The sequence below is a fragment of the Sulfurospirillum sp. 1307 genome, from assembly GCF_054408545.1.
Genome location: NZ_CP176011.1, coordinates 1,320,955 through 1,342,445 on the forward strand (window position 1 = coordinate 1,320,955; position 21,491 = coordinate 1,342,445).

Sequence of the window (21,491 nt, forward strand, 5' to 3'; positions counted from 1 at the left end):
AGATTACTATTAATTTTATATTAACTTTATTGCTTTTTTTTATTTATTTTGCTATTATTCCAATAAAAAATTTAGGAGGAAATGATGGCAAAACATCAGTTTCAAACAGAAGTTACACAACTTTTAGATCTTATGATTCATTCACTTTATTCAAACAAGGAAATATTTTTAAGAGAATTAATCTCGAATGCAAGTGATGCGCTTGATAAACTTAACTATCTTACACTTACTGATGACAATTTTAAAGGTATAGAATTCAAACCAAGAATTGACATCAAAATAGATAAAGATGCAAAAACTTTAACTATTAGTGATAATGGTATCGGTATGAATGATGAAGATTTGGTACAAAATCTAGGAACAATTGCTAGAAGTGGTACTAAATCATTTGTTCAAAATCTAAGCGGTGACCAGAAAAAAGACTCATCTTTGATAGGTCAATTTGGTGTTGGTTTTTACTCAGCTTTTATGGTTGCAAGCAAGATAGAAGTTATTAGTAAAAAAGCTGGGGAAGAAAAAGCTTACAAGTGGGTAAGTGAGGCAAATGGTGATTATGAAATCACTGAAGATAAAAGAGATAGTCAAGGAACAACTATAATCCTTTATCTAAAAGATGATGAAAGTGAGTTTTTAGAGTTTTATAGAATCGAAGGTATCATAAAAAAATACTCTAACCACATTCCATTTGGTATTTTTATGGATAAAGAAGAGTATATTGCTCCAAAAGAGGGTGAAAAAGAGGGAAAAACTGAAATCAAAAATATTCAAATTAACAAAGCTTCAGCACTTTGGAGACTAAATAAAAAAGATATTTCAGAAGAAGAGTATAAAGATTTTTACAAGCAAATTTCACATGATAGCTCAGACCCACTTCTTTGGATGCATACAAAGGCTGAAGGTACTATTGAGTATTCAACACTATTTTATATACCTTCAACTGCTCCAATGGATCTTTTCCGCATGGATTATCAGCCTGGAGTTAAGCTTTATGTTAAAAGAGTTTTCATCACAGATGATGAAAAAGAATTACTACCAGTTTATCTAAGATTCGTAAGAGGTATCATAGATGCAGAAGATTTACCACTAAATGTTAGCCGTGAAATACTTCAACAAAATCGCATATTAGAGACTATAAAAAAAGCTAGTGTTAAAAAAATCTTAGGTGAGCTTAAGAAACTTCAAGAAAAAGACAAAGATAAATACCTAGAATTTTATAAAGTGTTTGGTAAAGTTCTAAAAGAAGGACTTTATGGTGATTTTGAAAACAAAGAAGCTCTATTAAATCTTGTAATGTTTAAATCAAGTAAAAGAGATGGCTTAATTACTCTAAAAGAGTATAAAGAAGCTATGAAAGAGGATCAAAAATCAATCTACTATATCACAGGTGAAGATGAAGCAATCCTAAAAAATTCTCCACTAATAGAGCAATTTAAAGCAAAAGATATCGAAGTTTTAATCTTAGATGATGAAGTAGACAGCATTGTTATGCCAATGGTAAGCGAGTATGATAAAACTCCAATAAAACCAGTAAATAACTCTGAAATTGATGAAGAAATCAAAGAAGACAAAGAAGAGCTTAAAAAAGAAGAAGAAAAGTTTCAACCAATCTTAGTTAAAATCAAAGAGATACTAAAAGACGAAACAAAAGATGTTAAAATTTCTTCAAGATTGAGTGATTCTCCATCTGTTTTGATTTATGACAAAAATGATCCAGATTTCCAAATGCAACAAATGTTAAAGCAAATGGGACAAGACAACCTTCCAAAGGTAAAACCAATTTTGGAGATAAATCCAAAGCATGAAATTTTACAAAAACTACTAGATAAAAAAGATGACATTATTTTAAATGATGTTGCTTACTTGCTACTTGATCAAGCTAGACTTGCAGAAGGTATGAAAATCGAAGACATAAATGGCTTTGCAAAAAGATTAAACAAACTAATCGCAAAAGCTATATAAAAACACTTCTACATGTAAGGAAAAATCCTTACATGTAGATTATTAACTGACCTTACGCGCTATATATAGTGCGTAAGGCCAGTTATTTATAAGGTGTTAATTTGTATCCTTGTTTCATCAAAGATACAACTCCTCCTTTTAGGTTAATCACTTTGTATCCCATTTTTCCTAAAAAATCTGAAACTGCAGTTGTGCGGTTTCCAGTCCTGCAAATGAGAGCAAATTCTTCATTTTTATCTACATATTTATTTAGCAATTTTAAAAATTTTGGCACATCATAATTACCTCTTTCATCAAAAAAAGTAATAGGAATTGCACCTTTTACTATGCCAGTTTGAAGCCATTCTGGCTTTGTTCTTATATCTATGATTTTAATCCCACTATTTACTATCTCAGGACTAGCATTTAGTGTTTTAACTCCTGCTAGCAAAAATGAAGAAATTAAAATCAATGCCAATATCACTTTTTTCATCTATACTCCTATGTACTTTATCAAACTAATACTTCTAAATACAAAAATATTATACAAGTACTTGATTATACGATATTAAAACTTTCAAGACACTGACTAGATAGTCTAAGCCAGTGTCTTAATAAAAAATCTATTAATCAATCTTTTGATAATTTTGGAAGTATTTATCATCTTCTTTTGGATCAAGATAAAAAAAGTTTTCTCCAATATAGTATAATGAAAGAGTAATGCCAATTGCTCCAATTGCTATTGCCCATTCTGTAGGAGTTGGTGAATAGTGTATCCAAGTTGGCTCTAGCTGATATTCTTTAAGTTTTAAAGTTTGCATAGGCTTTACAAGTGTATCATGTACTAAATCATACCTCATAAAAAATATGCCTACCATTCCGCCTAAAGAAGCATAAATTGTTGCTTTTATAGCTTTTGCCTTGCTAGTTAATATGATAACAAATGGAATTAACATACCAAATAGAACTTCTCCAATTAGAAAATTTGGAGATGTTAAAATATGTAAAGCTGTATCAGCTCTTTCAGGAACTCCCCCATATAATGCAGTCAAAAGTCTCCAAAACTCAAAAAATAATAATATTGCGATTAAAAGTCCCAAAAGTCTTCCTAAATTTACCAAAAATTTTTGCATTTGGTCATCGAATTGCATTTTATACTTATATCCATACATTAAAAACAGTAGATAACAACCAGTAATCATAGCTGATAAAATAAAATAAATAGGATAAAATACACCATTTGCAAGTGGTCTACCAACTAAAAAGCCAAAAACAGCTCCAAGATTTGAGTGAGCTGCTATACCTACTAATAAACCGCCTAAACCAAAAAATCTAGACCATTTATGCTCATCTCTTGATAAAAATATAAATTCCATAACTATTAGGCCAAGATATATAGAATAAAGTACTCCCATACCCCAAATGGCTGAAGTTACACCTGGACTTATAGTATTGTAAATAAGCATTCTAATTGGATGGCCAATTTCTAATCCAATTACAGCAAAACCAGATAATATTGTAATAATTGCACCAAATATTGCTCTTTTCCCTATAAATTCAAAACTTTTTATTTTAAATACATGTCCAAGTGATGATATAATACAAAGCCCAGTTGAACTTACAACAAAAAAGATATACATAGCAATTAACAATCCCCAAGGATGTTCTCTAGTAATTCCATAAGCATGGTGTCCATGCTTTACATAAGTTATAAAACCATATCCAAATGCACTTAGAAGTACTATTGTAATAACAAGCATAACGATATTAAAAGGTGTCTTTTCAAAACTAAAAAGTGCCTTTGGTGTAATAGGTTTATGTGGTAAAATTTTACTAAACATTTTCTCTCCCTTATAGCAAATAAAATAGTTTTGGTTTTGTACCAATGTGTGACTTAAGCGTAAAATGAGCCCTACTTCTTAAAAGTTCTGAAATCTCACTATCAGGGTCATCTAAATCACCAAAAACTCTAACTTTAGTTGGACAAGTTGCTTGACAAGCTGTCATAGTTTCACCTCTTACCAATCTAGTATCCGAACAAAAGTTACACTTATCTACAGTCATTGTTTCATCTTTTACATATCTTGCATCATAAGGACATGCAACCATACAGTAACTACACAATATACACTTATCACTATCTACTTGAACAATTCCACCTTCATCGTAATATGTAGCTTGTGTAGGACAAACCTCTTGACAAGGAGCATTTTCACAATGTTGACATTGAGAAGGCATGAATGTATTTGAAGCAATACTCAAATTTGGCCACTCTCCATCAATTTCTTTAACTCCAACCCAAATTCTATGTTTATCTGCGCCTAGTTGAATTCCATTTTCTTCTTTACATGCAACTTCGCAAGCTTTACAATTTATACAATTTTTAAAATCTAATGCCATTCCATAGTTTGCCATATTACACCACCTTCCTTATCTCAACATTAGTTTCATGCATGGCAGCAGCACCATAAATAGGCTCAACATGATCTTCTATAACAGTATTATCGCTACCACCTCTTTTGTATGCTAAAGTTAACTCATAACTTTCTTCTCCAAATCCATGAACAAAAAATACACATTTTGGCCCTATTTTTTCAGTTGGATAAGCCTTTAGTTTTGTTGAGCCAATTTTACTTGAAACTTCAACTAAATCACCAAATTTTATACCTCTTTGTTTTGCTATTTTTTTGTTTATCCATATATAGTTTTCATTGATTAAATCTCTAAGAATTGCATTATTTGCTGTTCCACTTTGAGTAAATTGTGCATGTCTTCCTGTAATCATTTTAAATTTACCATCAGGAACACTAAAAGAGTATTCATCCCTCCATATTGGCATCGGGTCAACTCCTTTTTTAGCTAAAGTTTTTAAATTACATTCAACTTTTTTAGAAGGAGTTTTTGCTTTACCTCCATTGACACTATATGCTTTTTTAGTATCAGTATAGTACTGGTACTCATTCAAGGACAATCTTTTAAAATATTTTTTCATATCTGGATAAAAAATACCATTTTTTTCTAACTCTTCATAAGCACCAGGGTATTCTGAAACTGCATGCTTGTTTAGCTCTTCTTGAGAGTGTTTAAAAGGTATTGTTAAATCAAATTCTGCATATACTTCTTGTTCAGAAGAATCTTCTATTTCTTCTTGCACATCTTCATCATATTTTTTTGTAATTTCAAAAAGTGGTTTAGAAATTTTTTGAGTTAAACCTCTTAATATTTCAATAACTGGTTTTGACTCATACATAGGCTCTATTACTTTATTTCTTTGTGCGATACTTGGTTGAGTTCCACCAAAAGTTTTAACAGGATCAGTTCTTTCAAGATAAGTACATTCAGGTAAGATAACATCAGCATATATTGCAGTGTCACTTGGCATAGTATCTATCGCCACTACTAGCTCCATTTTTTCTAACATTTCAATAGTTTTTTTAGAGTTTGGCATATTTAATATAGGATTATGTTTGTAGATAAACATTCCTCTTACTTTATATGGCATTCTATCTTCTAAAAATCTATTTCTCCAAGATATCCAAGAGCCACCTCCGCTTACTATAGCACAATCACTATAGCCAGCTTCTCCTTCTTTATGATCTTTCTTTACGTCAACTGCCCTTGCTTGAGCTCTTGCATAAAGAGGTTCAACTCCCTCATGACCTTTTAACTTTAAAGTTTTACCAAATATTAACCCACCTTTGGTATCTATACCACCACCTAATGCTTGGAAAATTGCTTGAGCTCTTCTTAGTTGAAAATCATTTTTTGCAAAAGTACTTCTTCTTCCTGGATAATAAATTGCATATGGAGCATTTATCATAAATTCTCTTGCAATTTCTTCTATATCCCTAGCTTTTATACCTGTAATTTTTTCAGCCCACTCAGGAGTATAGTGATTATTTAATACTAACTCCTTGTATTCTTCAAAACCATTTACATTTTCATCTACATACTTCTTATCGTACAACTCATCTCTTAGCACTACATAAGTAAGAGCTAAAACAAATGCTAAATCAGTTCCGGGATTAATAGCAAGCCATTTATCTGCTTTTGCAGCTGTATTTGTAAATCTAGGATCAACACATATAAGTTTTGCTCCTCTACCTTGAGTTCTTTTGAAAAAATCCATAGTATCAGGAGTTACAATTGCTTCTGCTCTATTTGCACCAGCCATTATTACATATTTTGCATTTTCTAAATCTGCTTGAGGATATGCACCCAAAGTAACTCCATACCCTGATACAACAGTTTGTAAACACAAAGATGCATGATTTAGCCAATTTGAAGAGCCAAATGCTTGGTAAAATGTTTTAAAAGTATGTTCAGCCATACCTTCTCCAGCACAAAATAAAAATGTGGAGCGATTATCTTTTTCTTCATCTAAAATCTTTGCCATTCCAGGAAAGTTTTCTGTTCCATTTAGTATAGCCTCATATGCTTCATCCCAAGTAACTCTTTTAAATTTACCTTCTCCTTTTTTACCAACTCTAATTAAAGGATATTTGAGCCTATCTGGATCATACAATGCTTGAATACCAGCATTTCCTCTTGGACAAAGCATACTTTTTGATTTAGGAAACATAGGATTTGGATCTAGCTTTGTAATTACTCCATCTTCTACTCTTGCAACTGCTGCACATTTATTTACACACATTTCACAAAGTGTTGGAATATTGTCAGCTTTAACATTAGATGTCTTAGTTAAACCAAAATTATCAGTAATTTTTGATTTTTTACTATCGCTTGAGCTCATACTAGCTGCACTACTCATTGCAACTACACTTAATGCAACGCTACCTTGTAAAAATTTTCTACGAGAAACTTCTATTTTCACATTACCTCCTTATAGAGACATATTATATTAATATATATCTTTTATAACTATATGTGATATTTTAGCAATTTATTCTTTATTGTAGTTTTTTGGTAATTTTTTTAGATACAATTAAAGTTAAATGTGTAAATTTCACACAGTAGAAAAAATTTTATCAAAAAATTATATTTACTATATAAAAATAATTTTACTTTATATATATTATAAGTTAGCTAATAAGCCCAGCTTCTTTTAAAAATGGGGAGTGAATATACTCTATCTTTTTTATTTTGTCATATTTTGCGTATGAGAGTGATAGTCTGTCTTTAGCTCTTGTTGTAGCTACATAAAATAGTCTTCTTTCTTCTTCTAGGCTTCCGCCTTTGCTCATAAGTTTTCGATTTGGAAATCTTCCATCCATCAAATCTATCACATAAACTTCACTAAACTCCAAACCCTTACTAGCATGAACACTTAAAAGATTAACCCCTTCTCCCTCACTCATTTCACTACTTCCAAGAGTTAGGGCATTTAAAAATCTCTCGCTTGAACTATAAGAGCTTGATAAATCTTTTAAAAGCTGACCTTTTCTAAAAATCCTGCTTATTGCATCTTTTTTATTTTCTTCATCTATGCTTCCATCTTTTCTAGTAGCCCTTGAAGTTGCTAAAAAATTTGCAATTTCATCAAAAATTTCAGATTTTAAAATATGCTCAATCAATGTTTTTGGATTTTTAATACGGCTTGAGTTTTTTAGGTATTTGTAAAACTTATATATAAACCTAGCCCCTTCCACACTTAGTCTTGAGTGTTTTAAAATAGGATTTGATAAAAAACTCTCATCAAATCCCTCTTTTGCAAAACGACTAACACTACCAAATTCAAAGCACTCATCAAAAAGCCCTAATTGATAGTTTTTTACTCTTTGTTTAAAAGGATTTGCAATATCTGCTGGATGAAAAAAACCTTTGTAAATATCTCCATCTCCAAGCTTAAAAAGTGCTTCAAATAACTCTTTTGAGAGGGCTGAGCCTACACCTTTTGCATATTCAAAGATGTGAATAAAACTCATCATATCTTTTGGATTTACAACTACGCTAAACAAATCTATCATAGCTTTAACTTCACGAGAATCAAAAAAGCTAATACCACCTTTTCTCTTACAGCTAATCCCTAACTCTCTTAAAGTTGCTTCAATACCATCAGCACTTGAGTTGTTTCTAAAAATCACAGCAATCTCGTGGTATGGAGTAATTGATTGCTTTATAAGAGTAGAAATCGCTTGATATTGGCTAAAGAGTTCATCATAAATCAAGAGCTTTGGAGCTTCAAAATCACCACTTCTTGTTACTTCCAATTTTTTTTCATAAAGTCTTGGGTTGTGACTTATAACCTTGTTTGCAAGTGAGAGTATCTTTGAAGTTGAACGATAGTTTTTTTTTAGTGTAAAAATCTTTGCATCTTTGTACCTACCTTTAAATGAACCGATTATGCTTATATCTGCTCCATTAAAAGCATAAATACTTTGATCATAATCTCCAACACAAAAGAGTGATTTTTTGTAAAAACTATCTATGAGTGAGCTTTGTAAAATGTTTGTATCTTGATACTCATCTACTAAAACTTCGCTAAATTTAATATCATTTTCTTTTTTAAGCTCATCTCTCATCATCACTAATAAATCATTAAAATCCACATAACCATACTCTTTTTTTAATGCTTTAAACTCTTCAAAAATATCTTCATATATATCATAAAAAACTCCATGTTCACTTCCGTTTTCTTCAAGCCATTTTGAAAAACTTAAATCAATAGTAGAGTTTTGATAGAGTGAAAAAAGTTCATAAAGATATGATGATGAGTAAGCTTTAACCCCACTATCAATGTGGTCAAACCTTCTTTTGTCATGGATTGTTTTTAAAAGTACTTTTAAATCTTTTGGTTGTTTGAGTACTATGTTTTTACCAAGCCTTCTAAGAAGCCTGTAACTTACTGCATGAAATGTACCTGATTCTATCTTTTTAACTACATCATTGGAAAAAAACCTAGCAACTCTCTCAAGCATTTCACTAGCTGCTTTGTTTGTAAAAGTAAGAAGCAAAATATGTTCAGGCTTTACACCTTCTTCTTTTAACAAATAAGCAATCCTAGCAACAATCGTAGAAGTTTTTCCAGTCCCAGCACTTGCTATTATTAGATTTGAGCCAGCTGGAGTAGTTGCAGCAGTGTATTGTTCTTCATTTAGCTTAGATAGTGGCATTTTTCTCCATAAATTTTTCAAAATCAAAGTCGAATTATAGTGGAATTATAATTGCTTTAATATTAAATGTGTTAATATACACAAAATTATATTTACGGAGGATATTATGAGAAGAAGTGGTTTTACCATGGTAGAGTTAATCTTTGTGATTGTAATCATAGGAATATTAGCTGCAACTGCACTACCTAAATTTAATGGTGTTAAAGATAAAGCAAAAATAAATAGCGAAATTTCAGCAATGAGTGGTTTAGATGGGGCAATAACAGCAGCAATTGAATTTAGAGTTGATGATTATGGTGATAGAAAAGTAAACTGGCATAATTTAGATGATACAGATTTAAATATTACTGTTTGGACTGCTGCAGGTAATTCATTTGTTAAAGCAAATGAACAAAAAAGTGTTCTTAGTAAAGTAGCAAAGAAAACAAAAGACTTTGTTATAAAAGGATTTTCACCAATTAGAGCTGATGGTGTTTACAGTGGTGCAAATCCTAGTGATGAAATTTACAATTATCCATTAGTAATAGTTGGTCCTGCTTCAAATCCAACTACTGGTGTAGCTCAACCAACAGATGTTTCAGGAGAGGACTTTGAAGGACAACCAGACAAAAATGACTTTTGGATTTTTAATCCACTTGATTATGAACTTGAAGTTGTTAATACAGCTAATCCTAATATAAATTCAGTAAAAATTGCTCCTCAAAGTATTGGTTTAGTTGATGTAAATGGAACTGGATCTGTTACAATTGGAAGTATTAGATTTAAAGAGCCAGCAGATACTAATAATACTAGACAATTTTTTACATATGGATTATAATGGAATGAATAAATCAGCATTTACAATGGTAGAACTTATCTTTGTAATTGTTATCATAGGGATACTTGCAAGTGTTGCTATCCCTAAGCTCACTGGAGTTAGTGATGGTGCTAAAAAATCTGCTGAGATAGCAACTATCTCAGCAGTCGTTACTGCGATTGAGAGTGCTCATGGTGAGTGGAGCATAAATGAGGGTGATTTTACTTGGGGAAACAAAAGAAGCTCTAGTGAACTAAACTCTCATGGATATCCTAACAAATTAGGAGATCCAAACGATCCTTTTAATTATGTTATCAAAAACTCTAAAAACTTTAAATTAATTACTGAAGATATTATGCCAGGCAATGATGATATAAACATCTCAGTTTATACTGGGCCAGCTAGTGATTCTTCAAATGGTGTTAAATTTCCAAAAGATGCACCAAATAGTGACATTCTAAATAAACCAGATAAAAATGATTTTTGGGTTTATGCTTCTTATATAAAAGATAAATGCACTCTTACATGTACAAACTGTTCAAGCAAAGTACTATACTCTGGAGATTTTGTACTTATTGATGTAAATAACACAGGAACAAAACCAACTCCTACATGTAACTAGATATTTGTTATTTACTGAGTTTCTCACTTCTAAAACCTTAATTTTCAATTTCCCTAAATTAAGGGGTTTATAAATGTTTATCAACCTAAATTAGGGTGTCCCAAGCTAAAAGCTGATACAATTTAACTATGTTTGTTCGTCAGAAAAAAAATAAAAGTGGTAGTATTAGTATTCAGATAATTTCTAAAAGTAAAGGTAAATATAAAGTAGTTGAAACTATAGGTTGTAGTAAAAATAATTATGAGATAGAAAAGTTATTAAAACAAGCCAATGAGAGATTATTAGAACTAGAGCCAAATCTGTTTGATTTTGTTAAATATCAAGAGAAAAAACATAAGTTAACAAACAAAGATATTAGAGTTATTGGTGATGAACTTATATTTGGAAAACTTTTTTCAGATATTGGATGTAAAAATATTTCATTTATAAAAACTAAAGACTTAGAACTATTTAAAGCTTTAGTAATATCAAGATTGTTATATCCAGGAAGTAAACTCTATCTAATTGATTACTATCATATTTATAAAAAGCAAAATATTGATCTGGCTACACTAAATAGGACACAGAAATTAAGTAATTCTGAGTTAAAATTAGTAATAGAAGGAAGATTATGTCAAGAAGTCAATATAGTGAAGAGTTTAGAGCTTCAACAGTGCAGTTAATTTTAAATAATTCAAGATCCATTCGAGAAGTTTCTGATGATTTGGGTATTCATGAAAAAACCTTGTATAGCTGGATAAGAGCTTATAAAATAAAAAACAATATTCCGATTGAAGGAAGAGGTGCACATTTTAAGAAGACTAATTCTTTGAAAGAGTCCCATGAAGAAGAACTCAAGCGTTTAAGGGCTGAGAATAAGATACTTAAACAGGAGAGAGAAATTTTAAAAAAGGCAGCCGCATACTTCGCCAAAGAAACTCTCTAAAGTATGCATGGATTAAAGAGCACGGGAAGAGTTTCTCAATAAAACTAATGTGTAGATTGTTTCAAGTTACAAGAAGCAGTTATTATATATGGATAAAAAATGGTTCTATAGTAAATAAGGTAGATAAACCTTTAAATGACCTTTTGCAAAAGATTTTTGAAGAGGCAAGAGCTACATATGGCACAAGAAGACTAAAAGTAGTGCTAGAGAAGAGATATGGGATTATTGTATCTCGTAGAAAAATACAAAAGTCCTTGAGCCAGCTTGGTTTAAAAGTGAAGATGAAAAGAAGATATAAAGTTATAATTACTACTTCCAATCATAAATTACCTATATCACCAAACCATCTTGAGAGAGACTTTTATGCGAACAACTCTAATAAAGTATATGTTGGAGATATTACATATGTGCCAACTTATGAGGGATGGCTTTATTTAGCAGTAGTGCTTGATATTTATTCCAGGAAGGTTGTAGGATGGTCTATGAGTCACTCTTTACACACTTCTCTTGTAAATGATGCATTGATTATGGCAATAAAGAGACGAACGCCTAAGAAAGGACTTGTTTATCATACTGATAGAGGTAGCCAATATGCTTCATACGAACATAAGGCTATTTTAGAAAAATATGGTATTACTCAAAGTATGAGTAAGAAAGGTGATTGTTGGGATAATGCTGTTGCAGAGAGTTTCTTTCACTCTCTTAAAACAGAACTTATCCATCATGAAAAGTTTATTTCAAGAGCTCAAGCCAATGAAAAAATATTTGAGTATATAGAAATTTTTTATAATAGAAAGCGTTTACATTCTTCTAATAATTACATGTCACCTTATGAATTTGAAGAAGTAATGTTACAAAAAGAAATAGCTATGTAGAATATAAAATTTTATGTCCTAAATACTGTTGACAGATCATTTAACTTTTTTAAATGATGGTGTCACTCATACTATTGAAATAAATCAAAAAATAAAATACAAAGATAAGAGTGATAAAAAGACTATAAATACCAAACAAAGACTTATTCTAACATATTCATCAAAAAGAGCTAAAAAGGATAAATATACAAGACAAAAAGCTCTTGAAAAGATTAAAGCCAAACTATCTAAAAATATCAATAAAAGTGATCTTAAATTATCATATTATGCAAAATACCTTGATATAGATGAAAAATGTGATATCAAATATAAACTTAATCAAGCAAAAATATCTGAGGATGAAAAACTAGATGGTGTTAAGGGATTTATTACAAATGATTTTAACCTTAAAGCAAATGAAGTTATTGAACACTATGCTAATCAATATGATGTAGAAAAAGCATTTAGAATATCTAAAACTGATCTTAAAATTAGGCCTATATATCACAGGCTAGAAACAAGAATTAAAGCTCATATCCTAATATCATTTGTTTCTTATGCAATATATAAAGAATTTGAAAGAAAAATCAAACAATCTAATATTGATATAAAATTTAAACTCACATTTGATCATATTAAAACAATGTATGGTTATAAAACTCCATATGGTATCGAACCATTACAAATGGATGAAATTCAACAAAAAATTTATGATGCTATTTATCTCAAATGAAAATTTGGGTGTCCTATGAGAAACTCAGGAAGAAGCTCCATGGACAATCATAAAAAGTGATAACAAAAAGAAAGCCAGGATAAATACAATAAAACATATACTAAATTTTGTGGATTATCCAGATAAAATTTCTGATGATGAGATTTTAGTAGATAATGATATAGTAGTTTATGGTAGAGATGAAGCAATCAAAATGGAAAATAATTTTAAATTTTCTCTGAAATAGTACTGCTGCTACTAATCCATCTCTCCAAGATAATTTTAGCGGCGAGTGAATCTATCTTGCCATCTCTTTTTTGTTTTGTGATTCCTTTCATTTGCTCTTTTGCTTCAGCACTTGAGCCATACTCATCACAAAATTCAATTTTACCATCAAAATCAAGCAAAGATACAAAATGCTCTATCCTTCTTTGCATCTCCTCTTCGCTACTTCCTCCTTTTGGAAGTCCAACAATAAGAGTATCTATCTGCCACTCTTTCAAAAAAGTACTTACATCTCTTGCAGCTTGATTTCTATTTTTTCTTAAAATTGCATTTTGTGGAGTAACAATCTCACCAAACGAGATTGCAACTCCTATGCGTTTTAACCCAACATCAATTGCAGCTATTTTTTTCATTTAAGATTTAAACTTATTTAACTCATTGTTAAGATTTTCAGTCATACTATGTAGATGATTTGAAGCTTGAGATACATTTTCAATACTATTAACATTACTATTTGATATATCATTGATTTTATCAACATCTTCAACAATAGATTTGACTTTATTTGATGTATCACTAAAATCATTAACAGTTTTACTAGCACCTTTTATTGTTTTGTTAATCACATCTGATATTTCATTCATTTGTTGTTGTAATTCTTCTGAAATATTTGCAAGATGTTGCACTTCTTGTGAATTTTCCGAAATCTCACTATTTGCTTCCATAATAGATTGAACAACTACATTTATAGTTGCATCAATTTCAACCAAACTTTTTTGAGTTCTCTCAGCCAATTTTCTAACTTCATCAGCAACAACTGCAAATCCTCTTCCATGCTCGCCAGCACGCGCAGCTTCTATTGCTGCATTTAATGCAAGCAAATTGGTTTGGTCTGCTATATCTTTTATGATATTTAAAACTTCCTTCACTTCAGCTGCATTTTGACTCACTGTATTTAATTTTTCTGCTAAATTCTGCTCTTTTTGTGATGTTCCTTGCATAGTGCTTTCTAAATCTTCCACTCTATTTTTAATCTGATTAACACTATCATAAGTTTTTTCCAACTCAATTTGAGAAGATTTTGCTTCTTCAACTGCACTATCAAGATATGAAGTTAGCTCTAACCCTTTATTTCTAGTATTTGAAACTATTTTTGATTCTTCTTCTACATTATTTCCCACTTCATTTGCAGTTTGAGAAAGCTCTTCTGAAATCGCTGAATTTTCTGAACTTATTTGTTTTGATTCTTTCACAATCTCATGTAGTTTTTCTATAAATTTATTTATATTTTCAGAAACTTTAGCAAACTCATCATTGGAATTAATTTCCAATCTTTGTCTTAAGTCCCCCTCGCTAGTTGCCATATTTGCAACCAATTCATTTAAATTATTTAATGGTTTCATAAGTATTTTTGTAGAAATCGCAATAACTGCTAAAGTTATACCTAAAATAATCAATCCTAGAATTAAAAGCCCAATAGCCTGTTCATCCAAAAAAGCATAAGCAGCTTTTTTATCAAAAGTCATAAGTGCTTTCCATCCTGTTTCTTTTGAAGTATAAAAAGATAAAAGCTTATCGGCACCTTTAAAATTATACTCTACCATTCCACTATCTTTTGAATCAAGTTCTTTTGCGACATCAGGAAGTATTGTATGTAGGTTTTTTCCAAGAATTTTTTTTGCTGGATGAGCTATAATAACACCTTTTGAATCTTGTAATGCTCCATATCCGCCTTTAAATTTAGTATCATTGACTACTTTTACTAAATCATCTAAAGATAAATCTATTCCATAAACTCCTAAAAATTTATTTTCTTTATCAAAAATTGGAGCCATAATAGTTACAATAAACTTATTTGTAGTTGCATCTTGATAGGCATCAGTAATACCTACTTTTTTTTCATTTTTGGCTTTTATATACCAAGGTCTTTTTCTTGGGTCATATCCATCAGGTAATTTTGCTTGAGAGCCAAGAACCATACGCCCATCTTCAAAACCAATATACGCATCCATTGCACCTACATCTTTTGTATATTTTTTTAACTTTGGGATTAATTCACCCTCATATGAGTATTCAGCAGACCAAAAATCTCTTGCATTTTTTGATACTATATCTTTTTTACTTTTAACCCATAAATCAATATAATCTCTTAATGCTAAAGCCTTTGATTGAATTGAAGATTGAACCTCTTTTACACTACTACTTTTAGTATGGTAAAAACTAAATACTCCTAATGTAGTTAACCCAAAAACAACAATTAGAGTTACTACTAAAGAAATCTTATTTTTGAAACTCATTAATCCCCTCCCATTTTATTGATAATATCACATTCTATAAAAATGTTTATAAAATATCACTAAAAATTGACTTAACTCCTAATGCATTCATCTTTTCTCGCTCTTTTTTATCTTTTATAGTAAAAACATTTACAAAAATTTTAGCTTCATCTAATAGTTTTATTAACTCTTCATTGACTAATTGAATATCTGGATTGTACATATCTACATCTAATTCTCTTAAATACTCTACCAAGTTTTCTGGATGTTCTTTCTCTTGCAAGGCTGCTCTTTTGATATTTGGAGCTAACTCTTTTGCTTCTTGTAGATATTTGTGATTAAAAGATGATATTAATACCAAATCATCCATTTCTAACTCTTTTACTAACTCAATGACTTTTTTTACAGCAACTTTATCAAATGGCGTTTTACTCAAATCTTTTATCTCAATATTTACTGGGAAGTTTTCTTGCTTTAAAAGCTCTAAAACCTCTTTTAAAGTTGGTAAATGCTCTTTGTCATCTTTATTGAACCATGAGCCCATATCTAATTTTAAAAGTTCATCATAGTCATAATCTACAACATTATAAGGAGGATAAAAACCATCAACTTCTTTTACATTTGATGTTCTCTCGAGTGTGTCATCATGAATAACTACAGCAACTCCATCTTTACTAAAGCCCACATCTAATTCTATAAAATCACTCTTTCCAATTGCATCTCTAAAAGCGCCCATCGTATTTTCAGCTTTTAAACTCCTAGCACCCCTGTGAGCGCCAATGAGCATTGCCTTATCATCTAAATTGTCCCAAAAAGACATAGTAAACCTCTTTTTTTAAAAAATTATATCATATATATCTATCATAAAGGTATAAAGATGTAAAATGATAAATAATTATAATCTTAAATACAATCTATACCTTATATCCCAAAAGTATAGGTGGTTTATAAAAAACTTAAGGAAAAGCATTGAAAAATATAGACTTAAATAATCTATTTCCAAAGAAAAAACTAAATTTTTCAGAAGACGAGGTTTTTGATGTAGCTGTCATTGGAGCTGGTGTTGTTGGTTGCGGAATTTTTAAAGAATTTTGTGAAAATGGAGCAAAAACTGTACTTGTAGAAAAAGAAAATGATGTATTAGAAGGTGCAAGCAAAGGAAATAGTGCTATATTGCATACTGGTTTTGATGCGCCACCTGAAAGTTTAGAACTAGAATGCGTAAAAAGGGGCTATTCTGAGTATATAAAGATAAAAGATAAACTAAATTTAGCTTTTTTAAATACAAAAGCATTAGTTGTTGCATGGGATGATGAACAAGTTGAAAAACTTGATGGAATTCTTCAAAAAGGTTTGAACAATGGCGTAAAAGAACTTGAACTTATAACACATGAACAAATAGCACAAAGAGAACCAAATTTATCAAAAAAAGCAAAAGCAGCTATTTTAGTGCATGGTGAATCATTGATAGACCCTTGGAGTGCGCCATTAGCTTATATCAAGCTAGGTGTTGAAGCAGGAGGAAAACTAGCATTTTCACACGAAGTAAAAAGTGGAAATTATAACGGAGATTTTTGGGAAATAAAAACCTCACAAAAAACAATAAAAGCAAAAACTATAATAAATGCTGCCGGTCTTTATGGTGACATAGTGGATAGCATAAAAGGTAGCAAAGATTTTAAAATAATTCCTAGGAAGGGACAATTTATCATATTTGATAAGACTGCTTATAACCTCATAAACTCAATAATACTACCTGTACCTACAAAAATTACAAAAGGTATAGTCATAACAAGAACAGCTTTTGGTAATATTCTAGTAGGACCAACAGCAGAAGATCAAAACAGTAGAACTAATAGTATTACAAAAAAAGAAACATTAAAAATGCTACAAGAAAAGGCATTTGAACATCTTCCCCTTTTGAAAAACCACAATATAGTAGCAACTTTTGCAGGTTTAAGACCAGCATCAGATAAGAGTCACTATAGAGTCATGATTAACGATGAAAAAAACTGGATAACTGTCGGGGGTATACGTTCAACTGGACTTACAGCATCATTAGGGTTAGCAAAATATGTATTTGAGTTAAATGATAAAAAGTATAATACAGAAAAAAAAGAAATACCTAACTCCATAAAAATACAAAATATAAGTGAATTTCAACAAAGAGATTACCAGAATTCAAATTATGGAAAAATTATATGCCATTGTGAGCGAGTAACACAAAGAGAAATAGAAAATGCCCTAAAGGGTGAAACTGCAGCTGGAACATTTGGTGGATTAAAAAGAAGAACCAGAGTGACAATGGGAAGGTGCCAAGGATTTAACTGCCAAGCTGCTATATCTGAAATCTGCGAAAAGAGTAATAAATGAAAAAAGTACAAATTGCGATAGTAGGAGCAGGACCTGCTGGTCTTAGTTTAGCTATAGAATTATCAAATAAAGGCTATAGTGACATAATAGTATTTGATAGAGAAGATGAAGCTGGAGGAACTCCTAGACATTGTGGACATTTAGGATTTGGGATATTTGAGTTTTATAGACTTTTAAGTGGCCCTCAATATGCCAAAAAACTTGTAAAAATTGCAAATGATAAAAAAATTACAATCAAATTAAAACACACACTTGTTGACATAGATGATGACAAACTTATTTTTAGTACAAACAATGGTTTAGAAACTTATAATGCTCAAAAAACTATCTTAGCTCTTGGTGCAAGAGAAACTCCAAGGCCACCAAGATTTATCACAGGTATAAGAAGTCCAAATATAATAACAACTGGAGCACTACAAAGATTTACTTACTTACAAAAACAATGCCCATTTAAAAATGCTGTTATAGTTGGAAGCGAGATTGTTAGTTTCTCAGCAATCATGAGTGCAAAACATGCTGGAATGGAAGTAAAAGCTTTAATTGAAGAGGATAAAAACTTAAATACTTTTAGCATAATTAAAACTTTTACAGAGTTGTTTTTTAATATTCCAGTAAAAGTTGGATATGAAATAGTTAGTATAAATGGAGAAAATAAAAATATACAAAGTATCACTATTTCTAAAGATGGAAATGAAGAAACAATAGAGTGCGATGGTATTATATTTAGTGGAAAATTTGCACCGGAAAGTGAAATACTGCAAAAAAGTTTCAAGGATTTTAATTATACAAATAACTCTTTATTTGTATCCCAAGCATTCCAAACAACAAAAAAAGATTTTTTTGCGGTAGGAAATATTTTAAGAGGAGCACTAACAGCTTTCAAATGTTATTTTGAAGGTAAAAGACTTGCAAAATTTATAGATGATTCATTAAAAAATGAAAAACTTACTCCTTTACATGTAAAAATACAAGCTGATGAAAATATACAATGGTTTTATCCTAGTTTAATTGATTTAAATTATCCTAGTAAAACTTTAACAAATTTAAGACTTAAGAAAAAATGTAGTGGTAACTTAGTTGTTTATGTAAACAAAACCGTTGTTTACAAAAAACAAGTCAATGCTTCTACATTTCAAAACATTAAAATACCTAGACTAGATTTTCCTATTAGTAAAGACGATACCATTTATATAAGATTTGAAGACTAATAATCACCAAGATAGAATCTATCTTCATTCATAAATTCATGATGATGGATTCTAGTATTTCCATCTTCTAATATTTCTATAATTGCATAAGCTGGTTGTTCTTCATTGGTCAAATATTCTATTTTATTATTTGGCTGGAATGCTACTTGAAACGTTGTACTTTTAGTTGAATGAAGAGAAATATTGTATTTACTAGAATGCATTATGCGATGTAAATGACCGAACGAAATATGTCTAACATTTTTATAGTTTTTTAACAAATTCCAAAATTCATTACTCGATTTAAAATCCCCAATATTATCCATTTCATACAAGCCAGAATTTATAGGATGATGATGCATATATAGATAAACCAAACTTTTTTTAGATTCATCTAATTTATCTTTGAGCCATCTTAATCTAGCATTACAAAGTTCTCCATATGACTGATTTTCAACTAAAGTATCAAGAAAGATATGTACTTTATCATCAATTTTTTTTATATATTGAACAAAGCCTTCAGTAAAATAATCTTTGAAATATTTAAAAAAAACTCTTCTACTATCATGGTTTCCTAACAGAGGATAAACTGGAATAGGAAAATCTTGTATAATTTTGCTTAGAAATTCATATGCACTAAGTGAAGCATTATCAGTTAAATCACCAGTTATAACTACAAACTCAGTATCACTGTGATTTTTTTTAATACTTTCTAATGCTCTTTTTAGTCTATAGTTTGGGTTAATTCCATACAAGGATTTATCACTATTCCCTATTAAATGAAGATCACTTAACTGTATTATTTTCATTTATTTCTATTTATAAATAGATTTATAGCAGCTGTAATTGTTATAAGAGTAACAATCATAAACGAAACTGCATTTAAAACAGGTGTTGAACTAAACTTAATCCTTGAGTACAAATCTACAGGAAGTGTTGGGTCTGAGCCTATCAAGAAAATTGTAGTATTGAAATTTGAAAAACTTATAAGAAAAGAAACAATAAATGCACTAATTATTGAAGGTCTTAAAAAAGGAATAGTTACATGCCAAATAGATTGTAATCTAGTAGCTCTTAAACTAAGCGCTGCTTCTTCCAAAGTTCTATCAAACTTTTTAAGTCTTGCACCAACTATAAGCATAACATAAGTTGCACAAAAAGAAAATTGTCCAAATACAACAAGCCAAAAGCTAGGAGTTAATGATTCAATAAAGATACCAAATTTATCTTCAATATAAATCCCAACAGATGTTGAGCTAAGTAAGATAGATATACCTAATATAACACCAGGTATAACAAGTGGAGCTAAAGCAAGAAAATATAAGAGTCCTTTAAATCTAAAATTTTCCTCTTCAAATAATAGTGCAGCAAAAGTCCCAACTATCGTAGAAAGTAAAGCAACAAAAAATCCTGTCTCAAAACTTGTCCAAATACTAATTAGCAAATCTTCATCAGCAAACATTCCTAACCTATCACTAGTGTTAGCAAAAAACCAATCTAAAGAAAAACCTTCCCATGGTAGACCTATGAAATTTGAATCATTAAATGCCAAAACCGATATCGTAATTAATGGCAATACCAAAAATAAATAAAATATGCCAACATAAATTCTATATCCAAATTTATAAAGTGGTGAATTTGGTAACGATCTTATCATGAACCTACCCTTTCTAATTTTTGTCCTGTGATTTTTAATACTCCCCAAATTATTGCTGAAGATAAAATCAACAATAAGAAACCAAAGGCTGAACCTTGACTCCAATCAATTGTAGTTAGGAAGAAATTATATATTTGTTCTGTAAACCAAAGAGAACTTTTACCACCTAAAATATTTGGTGCAACATAATCACCTATGATCAACATAAATACCATTATACTACCTGAAGCTATTCCTGGCATAGCATAAGGAATTACAATTCTTGTAATTATTGTCCACTTTGAAGCTCCCAAATCACTAGCAGCTTCAATCAAACTATCATCCAAGCTTTCAAGCGCTGACATCATTGGAACAATCATAAAAAGCATTGACATATACAATAGACCTATTATCATACTAAAATCAGTATACAACATCACAATAGGCTTGTCTATGATTCCTAGATTTATAAGAAAGTTATTTATAACCCCATTATCACTTAAAAGAACCATCCATCCATAGATTGTAACTAACTCTCCAACCCAAATTGGTATTAAAAGTAAAAGTGTCATAAAACTACTATACTTTTTAGCAACAACTTTAGTCAAATAAAATGCAACAGGAAAAGTAATAACAAAAGCCAATATTGTAATGGCAATTGAATAAAAAGCTGTTCTTACAAAGGTAAGCCAATATACTGGGTCTTTAAAAAAAGATAAATAATTATTAAAAGAGAAAACTTTCTCTCCAAAATCATTTTCATACTGAAAAGAGCTTATTAAAAGATCCACATGGGGTAGTACTATTAAAAGGATCAACCACATAAGAACCGGCACTATAAGTATATAAAAAGTTATATTTTTTCTTTTCATAA

At 30.3% G+C, this 21,491-nt stretch carries 21 protein-coding genes; 10 read left to right on the forward strand and 11 right to left on the reverse strand.

Annotated elements, in window-relative coordinates; translation table 11 throughout:
- Positions 1-81: 81 nt before the first annotated feature.
- Positions 82-1,959 (forward strand): molecular chaperone HtpG, encoded by a 1,878-nt coding sequence (gene htpG, locus ACKGJI_RS06705; RefSeq protein ID WP_458699515.1) that lies wholly within the window; start codon positions 82-84, stop codon positions 1,957-1,959.
- 82 nt (positions 1,960-2,041) lie between these two features.
- Here htpG and ACKGJI_RS06710 read toward each other — a convergent pair whose 3' ends face one another.
- The 5 genes from ACKGJI_RS06710 to ACKGJI_RS06730 form a co-directional block, all read right to left on the reverse strand.
- Positions 2,042-2,431 (reverse strand): rhodanese-like domain-containing protein, encoded by a 390-nt coding sequence (locus ACKGJI_RS06710; protein WP_458699516.1) that lies wholly within the window; start codon positions 2,429-2,431, stop codon positions 2,042-2,044.
- Between the two features lie 133 nt (positions 2,432-2,564).
- Positions 2,565-3,779 carry an NrfD/PsrC family molybdoenzyme membrane anchor subunit gene (nrfD, locus tag ACKGJI_RS06715; protein WP_458699517.1) on the reverse strand — a complete coding sequence of 405 codons (1,215 nt, stop codon included), beginning with the start codon at positions 3,777-3,779 and terminating at the stop codon, positions 2,565-2,567.
- A gap of 10 nt (positions 3,780-3,789) precedes the next feature.
- Complete coding sequence (locus ACKGJI_RS06720) at positions 3,790-4,353, reverse strand: 4Fe-4S dicluster domain-containing protein (protein WP_458699518.1); 564 nt, start codon at positions 4,351-4,353, stop codon at positions 3,790-3,792.
- Position 4,354: 1 nt separating this feature from the next.
- The gene (locus ACKGJI_RS06725) at positions 4,355-6,772 is read right to left on the reverse strand and encodes a molybdopterin-dependent oxidoreductase (protein ID WP_458699519.1); all 2,418 of its coding nucleotides are present in this window, start codon (positions 6,770-6,772) and stop codon (positions 4,355-4,357) included.
- Between the two features lie 208 nt (positions 6,773-6,980).
- Positions 6,981-9,011, reverse strand: coding sequence for an ATP-dependent helicase (locus ACKGJI_RS06730; RefSeq protein WP_458699520.1), 2,031 nt, complete (start codon positions 9,009-9,011; stop codon positions 6,981-6,983).
- Between the two features lie 106 nt (positions 9,012-9,117).
- Here ACKGJI_RS06730 and ACKGJI_RS06735 point away from each other — a divergent pair, with 106 nt between their 5' ends.
- The 7 genes from ACKGJI_RS06735 (at position 9,118) to ACKGJI_RS06765 (ending at position 13,167) form a co-directional block, all read left to right on the forward strand.
- Positions 9,118-9,828: a type II secretion system protein gene (locus ACKGJI_RS06735; protein WP_458699521.1), complete on the forward strand. Its 711-nt coding sequence runs from the start codon at positions 9,118-9,120 to the stop codon at positions 9,826-9,828.
- Positions 9,829-9,832: 4 nt separating this feature from the next.
- Positions 9,833-10,429, forward strand: coding sequence for a type II secretion system protein (locus ACKGJI_RS06740; protein ID WP_458699522.1), 597 nt, complete (start codon positions 9,833-9,835; stop codon positions 10,427-10,429).
- Positions 10,430-10,557: 128 nt separating this feature from the next.
- Positions 10,558-11,091, forward strand: a complete 534-nt coding sequence (locus ACKGJI_RS06745; RefSeq protein WP_458699523.1) for a hypothetical protein — start codon at positions 10,558-10,560, stop codon at positions 11,089-11,091.
- Positions 11,040-11,354, forward strand: a complete 315-nt coding sequence (locus ACKGJI_RS06750) for a transposase (RefSeq protein WP_458699524.1) — start codon at positions 11,040-11,042, stop codon at positions 11,352-11,354. Before ACKGJI_RS06745 ends, ACKGJI_RS06750 begins: the two co-directional genes overlap by 52 nt.
- Before the next feature lie 11 nt (positions 11,355-11,365).
- The gene (locus ACKGJI_RS06755) at positions 11,366-12,229 is read left to right on the forward strand and encodes an IS3 family transposase (RefSeq protein WP_458701712.1); all 864 of its coding nucleotides are present in this window, start codon (positions 11,366-11,368) and stop codon (positions 12,227-12,229) included.
- Positions 12,230-12,257: 28 nt separating this feature from the next.
- Positions 12,258-12,941: an IS1634 family transposase gene (locus tag ACKGJI_RS06760; RefSeq protein ID WP_458699525.1), complete on the forward strand. Its 684-nt coding sequence runs from the start codon at positions 12,258-12,260 to the stop codon at positions 12,939-12,941.
- Between the two features lie 49 nt (positions 12,942-12,990).
- On the forward strand, positions 12,991-13,167 hold the full coding sequence (locus ACKGJI_RS06765) for a hypothetical protein (RefSeq protein WP_458701713.1): 177 nt from the start codon (positions 12,991-12,993) through the stop codon (positions 13,165-13,167).
- On the opposite strand, the gene ruvX is transcribed toward ACKGJI_RS06765, so the two are convergent.
- Genes ruvX through ACKGJI_RS06780 form a run of 3 tightly spaced genes read right to left on the reverse strand, consistent with a single transcriptional unit; the run spans position 13,148 to position 16,241 of the window.
- The gene (gene ruvX / locus ACKGJI_RS06770) at positions 13,148-13,558 is read right to left on the reverse strand and encodes a Holliday junction resolvase RuvX (protein WP_458699526.1); all 411 of its coding nucleotides are present in this window, start codon (positions 13,556-13,558) and stop codon (positions 13,148-13,150) included. The two genes, ACKGJI_RS06765 and ruvX, sit on opposite strands and share 20 nt — an antisense overlap.
- On the reverse strand, positions 13,559-15,442 hold the full coding sequence (locus tag ACKGJI_RS06775) for a methyl-accepting chemotaxis protein (RefSeq protein WP_458699527.1): 1,884 nt from the start codon (positions 15,440-15,442) through the stop codon (positions 13,559-13,561).
- A gap of 46 nt (positions 15,443-15,488) precedes the next feature.
- Positions 15,489-16,241, reverse strand: a complete 753-nt coding sequence (locus tag ACKGJI_RS06780; RefSeq protein ID WP_458699528.1) for a glycerophosphodiester phosphodiesterase — start codon at positions 16,239-16,241, stop codon at positions 15,489-15,491.
- A 149-nt stretch (positions 16,242-16,390) separates the two neighbouring features.
- On the opposite strand from ACKGJI_RS06780, the gene ACKGJI_RS06785 reads away from it, so the two are divergent.
- Together ACKGJI_RS06785 and ACKGJI_RS06790 are read left to right on the forward strand one after the other, a co-directional pair.
- Positions 16,391-17,794 carry an FAD-dependent oxidoreductase gene (locus ACKGJI_RS06785; protein ID WP_458699529.1) on the forward strand — a complete coding sequence of 468 codons (1,404 nt, stop codon included), beginning with the start codon at positions 16,391-16,393 and terminating at the stop codon, positions 17,792-17,794.
- Complete coding sequence (locus ACKGJI_RS06790; protein ID WP_458699530.1) at positions 17,791-19,002, forward strand: NAD(P)/FAD-dependent oxidoreductase; 1,212 nt, start codon at positions 17,791-17,793, stop codon at positions 19,000-19,002. The genes ACKGJI_RS06785 and ACKGJI_RS06790 overlap by 4 nt, the downstream gene beginning before the upstream one ends.
- Here the strand turns inward: ACKGJI_RS06790 and ACKGJI_RS06795 are convergent.
- From ACKGJI_RS06795 to ACKGJI_RS06805, 3 genes are read right to left on the reverse strand one after another with little or no spacing between them, the layout of a single operon-like run.
- The gene (locus tag ACKGJI_RS06795; RefSeq protein WP_458699531.1) at positions 18,999-19,790 is read right to left on the reverse strand and encodes a metallophosphoesterase; all 792 of its coding nucleotides are present in this window, start codon (positions 19,788-19,790) and stop codon (positions 18,999-19,001) included. The genes ACKGJI_RS06790 and ACKGJI_RS06795 overlap by 4 nt on opposite strands.
- Positions 19,787-20,638: an ABC transporter permease gene (locus tag ACKGJI_RS06800; protein WP_458699532.1), complete on the reverse strand. Its 852-nt coding sequence runs from the start codon at positions 20,636-20,638 to the stop codon at positions 19,787-19,789. The genes ACKGJI_RS06795 and ACKGJI_RS06800 overlap by 4 nt, the downstream gene beginning before the upstream one ends.
- Complete coding sequence (locus ACKGJI_RS06805; RefSeq protein ID WP_458699533.1) at positions 20,635-21,489, reverse strand: ABC transporter permease; 855 nt, start codon at positions 21,487-21,489, stop codon at positions 20,635-20,637. The genes ACKGJI_RS06800 and ACKGJI_RS06805 overlap by 4 nt, the downstream gene beginning before the upstream one ends.
- Positions 21,490-21,491 lie beyond the last annotated feature (2 nt).